Raw genomic sequence first — 8,605 nt, 5'->3', positions numbered from 1 at the left:
ATCAGCGTCTCAGCCAACTCGAAGAGGTTTTCTCTAGAACGAAGGTCATCGTCGCCAGCAGCGCCGCCGCCCTCGTCAGTGAGCGGACTTATAGATTGGCCTCTTCCGGACGTCAACAGGGAATTGTCAAAAATCTGTCGTTTTTCATATGTCATTGAATTGTCATAAAAATTATTGCGGCCGATACCTCCAAATCCGCCATTGCCCCTCGCCGGTCACAAGACTTCGACTGCTTACACGCCCAAATCGGCGTAAATAATCGGCACAAAGCACCGAGGAACCGCCTGCCGAGTGATCATTCTGCCTCCGACAGGGCAATCTTTAGCGCTCACTCAGCCCATTGTGATGATAATCAGGCCGATGAACATCAAGGGAACCGCCGTCAGAGCCGGCAGAATGATCGCTGGATAGCCGAACGAGATGATCGCCAGCAGCCATATCAACAGCATGTTGCAGACGAACAGAACCTTGGCCGTCGTGGAGCCTTGGACAGCTTCCTTCAACATCCATCCGAATACCGGCACCCGGTAGATCACTTGGGTCAACACATGAAACTCCTTCGCTTGGCAACTTGCTTGATGATCGTCAGATTTAAGCAGGCCTCCGCGATCTGCAAATGCGACAAAATCGCCTTGCGCCGCTCTTCTTCAGCAGACGCCATGCGCGATCATGGGGTTGACTCGCTTTTCCTTTGAAACCCCGATGGAATTGCGTTACCGGGCGATAAGTCCACGCGTCGATGGCTGGCCAAGGCTGAATCAACGCCCGGCGCTTGCCATTAAAGACCTCGCTATAAAGGAGTGCATCATTTGCGCATTCTTGCCGAAGCCCATTTTCCGGAACTGCCAGACTATTACCGCGGCAAGGTTCGCGACAATTATGACCTTCCGGACGGACGCCGGATCATCATATCAACAGACCGTCTCAGCGCCTTCGACCGGATCCTGACCTGCATTCCGTATAAAGGACAGGTGCTGACCCAGACGGCCCGCTATTGGTTCGATGCCACCCGGGACATCTGCCCCAACCATGTTCTCGACTATCCCGATCCCAATGTGGTCATCGGCAAGCGGCTGGACATCCTTCCCGTCGAGATCGTCGTGCGTGGCTACCTGGCCGGGACAACAGGCACTTCGATCCTCACTCTCTACAAGGCAGGTCAAAGGCGGATGTACGGAATCGAGCTGCCGGACGGCATGCGCGACAATCAGATACTGCCAACTCCTATTATAACGCCAACCAGCAAGGCGTTCGACGGAGGCCACGACGAACCGTTGACGCCGAAGCAGATCGTGGACAATGGCCTGCTGACCCAGGCGCAGTGGGATACACTGTCACGTTATGCTCTTGCCCTGTTTGCGCGCGGTCAGGAACTCGCCGCCGAACGCGGGCTCATCCTGGCCGACACGAAATATGAGTTCGGCACTGACGAGAACGGCACCATCCTGCTGGCGGATGAGATTCATACGCCCGACAGCAGCCGCTACTGGATTGCAGAGAGCTACCCGGCCAGTTTCGAAGCCGGCCGCAGGCCGGCAAGCTTCGATAAGGATTTCGTCAGAGCCTGGGTCGCGGAACGATGCGACCCTTATAAGGACGAGATCCCCGAAATCCCCCAGGATCTGATCGAGGAGACCTCGCAGGTCTATATCCGTGCCTATGAGGCCATTACCGGCAACCGGTTTATCGCCGACGATAGCGAGATCTCACCCGAGGTGCGGGTGCACAAGAATCTCGCGGCCTATGCTGCGGCCTGAGCGCAACACCTCCAGACAGATTTTTCTAAGTGCATAACGAAAATCGACACTTGTTATATTAAACAACGAATCGATAGGTTAACAGAAGGAAACGGCCGACCTCCGCCGCGCGGTTTAGCGAAACGAGGCAGCTCGCCGCCGGCCATGATGGTTCGGCGGTTAACTTATGTGACCTTTGTCTGACCGCAGGATAATATGATGCTATCCCTCCGCGCCGCGCCTCTTCTTTCTCTGCTTCTCCTTGCCGGCTGCGTCACCGGTCCCGATCACACCGCTCCCGAAATGGCATTGCCCGCCAAGTTCAGCGAAGGCGGAAATTCCAGCGCCGGTGATGTGTCGACGGTTGCCTGGTGGACCGCGTTTCGTGATCGTCGCCTTGATGGTCTGGTCGACAAGGGGCTTGATCAAAACCTTGACGTGCTGCAGGCGCTCGAGCGCATTACCGCTGCAGAAGCGGGCGTTGTCGCCGCTGGCGCAGGCGCATTGCCCAGTCTGACGGGATCCGGCTCCTTCGAGCGTAGCGGCACGGAAGGCCAGCTCAGCAAACAGCCGCCCCAAAGCACGACGGCTGGTGCATTGAGCGCCTCTTGGATACTCGACCTCTGGGGCGAGTATCGCCGCGCCAAGGAAAGCGCGCGCGCCACGGTCGATGCTGCCTATGCCACGGCAGACGTCGCTCGTCTCGCCTATCTCTCGGACCTGGTACAGTCCTACATCAATGCCCGCTATTACCAGGAACGCATCGCGCTCGCTCGCAAGAGCCTGGCCTCACGGCGCGAAACCCTGGAATTGACCAAGCTGCAACTCGAAGCAGGAGCAGCTTCGCGCCTCGACGTCGTGCAGGCGGAAGGCCTAGTCAATTCGACCTTGGCGGATATTCCCGGATTTGAAGCGCAGTTCCGTGCCTCGGCGCATCACATCGCCACCCTGCTTGGCCTCCCCGCCTCGTCGCTCGTCGCAGACCTTCAGAAAGGCGCGCGCCAGCCGACGGCTGCCCGCATTCCCAAGACCGGCATCCCGGCGGACCTGATCCGCAACCGTCCAGACATCCGCAAGGCCGAGCGTGACCTTGCATCCGCCGTGGCCGAAATCGGCGTGGCAGAAGCAAAGCTTTATCCGACCATCACCTTGAGCGGTTCCATTGCACCCTCCTACACTGCAATGACCACCGGCAGCGGCAACCTGACCTCCTGGTCGTTCGGTCCGAGCCTTCGCCTGCCGATCTTCGATGGCGGCGCCCTGCGCGCAAACGTCGATATCGCCGAGTCGACAGCACGCGTTCAGTACCTCACCTGGAAGTCGGCCGTTCTGAACGCGGTTGAAGAGGTTGAAAACGCGATTGTTGCTATCAACAGGGACGCGCAGACGGTTAACGCCTTGGCCGCAACCGTGAAGTCCTATGAAGAGGCCCTGTCGCTGTCCACCTCAAGCTATCGCGACGGCGCAAGCTCGCTGCTCGATGTTCTTGACGCGCAGCGCTCGGTTGCAAGTGCGCAGGCCGGTCTGGCTCAGGCTGTGCAGAAACTGGCTCTGGATTATGTCGCTCTCAGCGTCGCCACCGGTGGCGGTTATGCGGTTGGCTCGACGACCGTCGCCAAGGGCATGTAACCCCTAAGCGAATGCAATGACTTCCAAGGCCTGGGCGATGCACGCGCCCAGGCCCTTTTTTTTATCGCTTGCACGTGAAATCAGAAGGTCGCAGGCGTGTTGATCCACAACAGCACGGTCTCGCCATCAAAGCTGTTGCGCCAGGAATGCGGTCTGCGGCTCTCGAAATAGAAGCTGTCGCCGGAATTGAGTTCGAAGAACTGATCGCCGTCCAAAATGAACTCCACGCTGCCTGTCAGCACATGGACGAACTCTTCCCCCTCATGCGCATAGGCGCCTTCGCTTGATGCGCCCGGACCCAGCACGAATCGGTTGCATTCCATCTGGTTTCGGCCAGCGGCTAGCGCCTGGACGGCGACGCCGGGGGACGTATCGGGCCAGGCCAGCCATTGGCCCTGGCGTATGAGGGATTCCCGGCCATCGCTTCGTTCCTGTCCGCTCAGCGCGGCAAGCGTTGTGCCAAGCGAGCGCGCTACCGCATGCAGCGCCTTGAGGGACAGTCCTTGCGAGGTCCGCTCGAACATCGATAGCTGTGATATGGACGTTCCGGCTTCCAGCGAGACCGCTTCGAGTGTTTTGCCGGCCTCCCGCCTCAAGCGCCTGATCCGGGCACCCACCTGCATCTCGCCGTTTTCGTTCTCCTGACCGTCCGCGGGGCCGGCATCTTCGTCATCCTGTCGAAGGCTTTCCCGTATCGCGGAGGGATTGAGGCCTTTTTCCGTGCGCAGCCGCGCGATGGTTTGCAGGCGCGCCATCATGGCGCGGTCATACAATCTCTGCCCGGTCGGGGTTCGAATCGGCTGAATCAGGTCCTGCGTTTCCCACAGACGCAATGTGGAGGGCGACACACCCACAAGGCGGGCTGCGTCAGCGATCTTGAAACGGATATCGTCCATGGCACTCAATCTCGTCTGCGTCCGACAATAGGAGCAGTATGCGAAAAATCCATATTGCATGTCTACAGAAAAAATGTAGGAAATATGCAAACCTGATGCTGGGCCTGGGTGGGCTCGCAGGTCCGGATCATCCAAGAGGAGCCTTCTCATGCAGAATTCTCAAATTGCCGAACGCCGAACGCAGGCCATATCCCGCGGCGTCGGAATGACGACGCAGGTCTATGCTGAACGGGCTGAAAACGCAGAGATCTGGGATGTCGAGGGGCGCCGCTATATCGACTTCGCGGCCGGTATCGCAGTGGTCAACACTGGCCATCGCCACCCCCGGGTTATCGAAGCGGTCAAGAACCAGATCGACCGCTTCACCCATACCTGCCATCAGGTCGTGCCCTATGAGAATTATGTCGCCTTAGCCGAGCGCCTGAATGCCGCCGTCCCAGGCAACTTCGCGAAGAAGACCATCTTTGCCACGACGGGCGCCGAGGCCGTCGAAAATGCCGTGAAGATCGCGCGCGCGGCAACCGGTCGTTCCGCGGTCATTGCCTTCACCGGCGCTTTCCACGGTCGCACCTTCATGGGCATGGCGCTGACGGGCAAGGTCGTGCCTTATAAGACGGGCTTCGGCCCGATGATGGGCGATGTCTTCCATGTCCCCTTCCCGATCAAGCTGCATGGCGGAGACGTGTCTGATGCGCTTGATGTGCTCGACAAGCTGTTCAAGGCCGATGTCGATCCGAAGCGCGTAGCCGCCGTCATCATCGAGCCTGTCCAGGGAGAAGGTGGCTTCTACGAAGTGCCGCGCGCCCTGATGACGCGCCTGCGGGAAATCTGCGACGAGCACGGCATGCTGCTGATCGCTGACGAGGTGCAGACTGGCTTTGCCCGCACCGGCAAGCTGTTTGCCATGGAGCATTTCGGCGTCGAGGCTGATATTGTGACCATGGCGAAGGGTCTAGGTGGCGGCTTCCCCATCTCTGCCGTCACTGGGCGTGCAGAAATCATGGACGCGCCGGGCCCGGGCGGCCTGGGTGGCACCTATGCCGGCAGCCCGATTGGCGTGGCTGCCGCGCACGCCGTTCTTGACGTGATCGAAGAGGAAAAGCTCTGCGACCGCGCCCAGGCGCTTGGTGCCCGTTTGAAGCAGAAGCTCGAATCCCTGCGGTCGGACGTGCCGGAGATCGCAGACATCCGCGGCCCGGGCTTCATGGTTGCGGTTGAGTTCAACCAGCCGGGAACCGACAAGCCAAGCGCCGAGTTTACCAACGCCGTGAGGCTGAAGGCCTTGGAAAAGGGGCTTATTCTGCTGACCTGCGGCATTTACGGCAACGTCATTCGCTTCCTCTCTCCCATCACCATCCAGGACGAGGTGTTCAGCGAGGCGCTTGCCATCATCGAATCCAGCATGCGCGAATGCAGCGCGGAGGCCAAGAAATGACCATTTCCGACAAACTCACGTCCAAACTCAAGGATCCGAGCCTTGCCATCGACAAGGCATTGATCGGCAGCGAATGGCTGGCAAGCAGCACCAGCGGCAAGACATTCGACGTCACCAATCCGGCGACCGGCGATGTGATCGCCGTTCTTCCGGATCTTGATCGCTCCGAAATCACGAGGGCGATCGACCTGGCCCACAAGGCCCAGAAAACCTGGGCGGCAAAGACCGGCAAGGAGCGAGCCGCGGTCTTGCGCAAGCTCTACGACCTCATGGTCGCCAATGCCGATGACCTTGCGACCATCCTGACCATGGAAATGGGCAAGCCCTGGCCGGAAGCGCGCGGCGAAATTCTCTATGGCGCATCCTATGTCGAGTGGTTCGGTGAAGAGGCCAAGCGCGTCTATGGCGATACCATTCCCGGCCATCAGCAGGACAAGCGCATCATCGTCATCAAGCAGCCGGTGGGCGTCGTCGGTGCCATCACGCCGTGGAACTTCCCGAATGCCATGCTGGCGCGCAAGATGGCGCCCGCCATCGCAGTCGGCTGCGCCATGGTGTCGAAGCCGGCAGCGCAGACACCGCTGTCCGCCCTGGCGCTAGCCCTTCTGGCGGAACGTGCGGGCGTGCCTGCCGGGATCTTCTCGGTGGTCACCTCGACCGACGCCGCCATGGTCGGCAAGGAGATGTGCGAGAACGACAAGGTCCGCAAGCTGACCTTCACGGGCTCCACCAATGTCGGCCGCATCCTGATGCGCCAGGGCGCTGACCAGATCATGAAGCTTGGCCTGGAACTGGGCGGCAATGCCCCGTTCATCGTCTTCGATGATGCCGATCTCGATGCCGCCGTCGAAGGCGCCATGATCTCGAAATACCGCAACGCCGGCCAGACCTGCGTCTGCGCCAACCGCCTCTATGTGCAATCAGGCGTCTATGATGCCTTTGCGCAGAAGCTGGCCGAGCGCGTATCCAAGATGAAAGTGGGCGACGGCTTCGCCGAGGGCGTGACCACCGGTCCGCTGATCGATGAAAATGCCCTGAAGAAGGTCAAGGAGCACGTGGCCGATGCAGTCTCCAAGGGCGCAAAGGTGGCTGTCGGCGGCGATGCGGCGGAACAGGGCGGCCTGTTTTTCCAGCCGACCATTCTGACCGGCGTTACCAGCGAGATGAAGGTGGCCGTGGAAGAGACCTTCGGTCCCGTTGCACCGCTCTTCCGCTTCGAAACGGAAGATGAGGTCGTCGAGCTTGCCAACAACACCGAGTTCGGTCTGGCATCCTATTTCTATTCCAAGGACATCGCCAAGATCTTCCGGGTGGCCGAGGCTTTGGAATACGGCATGGTCGGCGTCAATACCGGCCTGATTTCGACCGAGGTCGCACCCTTCGGCGGCATCAAGCAGTCCGGTCTTGGCCGCGAGGGGTCGAAATACGGCATCGATGACTACACGGAGATCAAATATCTCTGCCTGGGCGGCATTCAGTAACACGCCCCGATCTATAGCGGGCCGGCGCTCCCTGCCGCCGGTCCGCCACAGTCGGGCGACACCAGGTGAAGCCGATCGACGGCAATGCTCCTGCCAAGCCGCGCCAAGGCGGCAAAATGCGCTCCGCGGGCACTCTGCCTGCGCCAGAAGAAACCGATCTGCCGCTCTCCGGTCCATCCATCGAGTTCCACCAGGTGGACGTTTTCCCCACCTCGCACCTCGGAGCGAATGTAGAGTTCCGGAAAAAGCGATAGGCCCATCTCGATGGAAACCATCTGACGCAGCGCATCCAGGCTGGTCCCCTCATAGTCTTCGGCCAGGATGGCGCCGGAAACAGCGGCAAGATTTCGCACGTCGTCCAGCAACCGGTGACCGGGGCCAAGCGTCAGCAAGCGCTCTCCCTTGAGAGCGCTGAGCGGCACTCTCGACATCGCCGCAATGGCATGCTGCCGCGGAACGCCGAGATAGATCCGCTCACGGCAGATGCCCTGAAACGCAAAAAGATCGTCCTGCCCGGGATCCTGGCCAAGCCCGCAATCCATTTCTCCAGACAGAACCGCCGCCTCCAGGGATCGCGGACGGTCTTCCCGGATATAGACCTTGAGTTCCCGATGGTCGGCATGGAGTTGAGGCAGCAGGAACGGCAGGAAATACGGACCGAAAGACGAGACGACGCCCAGCCGGATGGCGCCGCCGAGATTAGCCTTGGACGATTGCGCAAGAGCCCTGATGTCATCCAGACCAGCCAGCACCACACGCGCCGCGGCGATGATTTGCGCGCCGACGGGTGTTGGCACCACCTGGCCCGGGCGCCGATCCAGGAGATCGGTTCCCAACTGCTTCTCCAGAAGAGCGACCTGAACCGAGAGAGTCGGCTGCGACACGTGGCAGCGTTTCGCGGCCTCGCCAAAATGGCCGGTGTCTCCCAGCGCAATCAGGTATTCCAACTGACGGTGGCTGGGTCGAAACGGCATGATAGTTTTTCTCTATGAGAACGATCCGAACAATCAATTGGAATAATGACGGTCTTTGCACCAGATTCAAGTGGCAACAAAGGAGATCGCAATGAAACCTCTACTGAAAGCCCTGATCAGCCGCCACTCGATCATCGCCGCCAAGATCATGGAGGAACAGCGCCGGCCACTACCGGATACGCTCCGCGTACAGTCTCTGAAAAAAATCAAGCTGAAGCTCAAGGAGCAGATCAGCCACCTCGAACGCGCGGAAATGGCGTTCATCCCAGCTTCGGCCAATCGGTCGCGTCTCGCCAGCCGCTGAGGCGAGATACTCTTTCCGCCGCAAGAGTAGACTTTAGGCCGAAATCAGGGCCGGCGAGATCCCCCTCGCCGGCCCAAATTTATGGATTAACGGCAAGCGTTGTGGGGACAGCACAAGCCCCAATAAAAATGGCCCGCCGGAGATCCGACA

Annotated in this window: 8 protein-coding genes; 5 read left to right on the top strand and 3 right to left on the bottom strand. The window is 59.8% G+C overall.

What is annotated here, in order from left to right:
• Positions 1–332: 332 nt before the first annotated feature.
• The gene (locus tag B9A97_RS18195) at positions 333–548 is read right to left on the bottom strand and encodes a hypothetical protein (protein WP_084366787.1); all 216 of its coding nucleotides are present in this window, start codon (positions 546–548) and stop codon (positions 333–335) included.
• Positions 549–809: 261 nt separating this feature from the next.
• On the opposite strand from B9A97_RS18195, the gene B9A97_RS18190 reads away from it, so the two are divergent.
• Positions 810–1,757, top strand: coding sequence for a phosphoribosylaminoimidazolesuccinocarboxamide synthase (locus B9A97_RS18190; RefSeq protein ID WP_084366785.1), 948 nt, complete (start codon positions 810–812; stop codon positions 1,755–1,757).
• Positions 1,758–1,955: 198 nt separating this feature from the next.
• Positions 1,956–3,365: an efflux transporter outer membrane subunit gene (locus tag B9A97_RS18185; RefSeq protein WP_084366783.1), complete on the top strand. Its 1,410-nt coding sequence runs from the start codon at positions 1,956–1,958 to the stop codon at positions 3,363–3,365.
• Positions 3,366–3,445: 80 nt separating this feature from the next.
• Here B9A97_RS18185 and B9A97_RS18180 read toward each other — a convergent pair whose 3' ends face one another.
• On the bottom strand, positions 3,446–4,261 hold the full coding sequence (locus B9A97_RS18180; protein WP_143530573.1) for a MerR family transcriptional regulator: 816 nt from the start codon (positions 4,259–4,261) through the stop codon (positions 3,446–3,448).
• A 148-nt stretch (positions 4,262–4,409) separates the two neighbouring features.
• On the opposite strand from B9A97_RS18180, the gene B9A97_RS18175 reads away from it, so the two are divergent.
• Both B9A97_RS18175 and B9A97_RS18170 read left to right on the top strand, forming a co-directional pair.
• Positions 4,410–5,696, top strand: coding sequence for a 4-aminobutyrate--2-oxoglutarate transaminase (locus tag B9A97_RS18175; protein WP_084366779.1), 1,287 nt, complete (start codon positions 4,410–4,412; stop codon positions 5,694–5,696).
• Entirely contained in the window at positions 5,693–7,177 is a 1,485-nt protein-coding gene (locus B9A97_RS18170) for an NAD-dependent succinate-semialdehyde dehydrogenase (RefSeq protein WP_084366778.1), read from the top strand. The genes B9A97_RS18175 and B9A97_RS18170 overlap by 4 nt, the downstream gene beginning before the upstream one ends.
• A gap of 11 nt (positions 7,178–7,188) precedes the next feature.
• On the opposite strand, the gene B9A97_RS18165 is transcribed toward B9A97_RS18170, so the two are convergent.
• On the bottom strand, positions 7,189–8,151 hold the full coding sequence (locus tag B9A97_RS18165) for a hydrogen peroxide-inducible genes activator (protein ID WP_084366777.1): 963 nt from the start codon (positions 8,149–8,151) through the stop codon (positions 7,189–7,191).
• Positions 8,152–8,242: 91 nt separating this feature from the next.
• Between B9A97_RS18165 and B9A97_RS18160 the strand changes: the two genes are divergently transcribed.
• Positions 8,243–8,455: a DUF465 domain-containing protein gene (locus B9A97_RS18160; protein ID WP_084366776.1), complete on the top strand. Its 213-nt coding sequence runs from the start codon at positions 8,243–8,245 to the stop codon at positions 8,453–8,455.
• Positions 8,456–8,605: the final 150 nt, after the last annotated feature.

Source organism: Rhizobium sp. RU36D (assembly GCF_900176345.1).
Classification (GTDB): Bacteria; Pseudomonadota; Alphaproteobacteria; order Rhizobiales; family Rhizobiaceae; genus Allorhizobium.
Note: the sequence above shows the minus strand (reverse complement) of the source record. Positions and strands in the feature narration are given on the sequence as shown.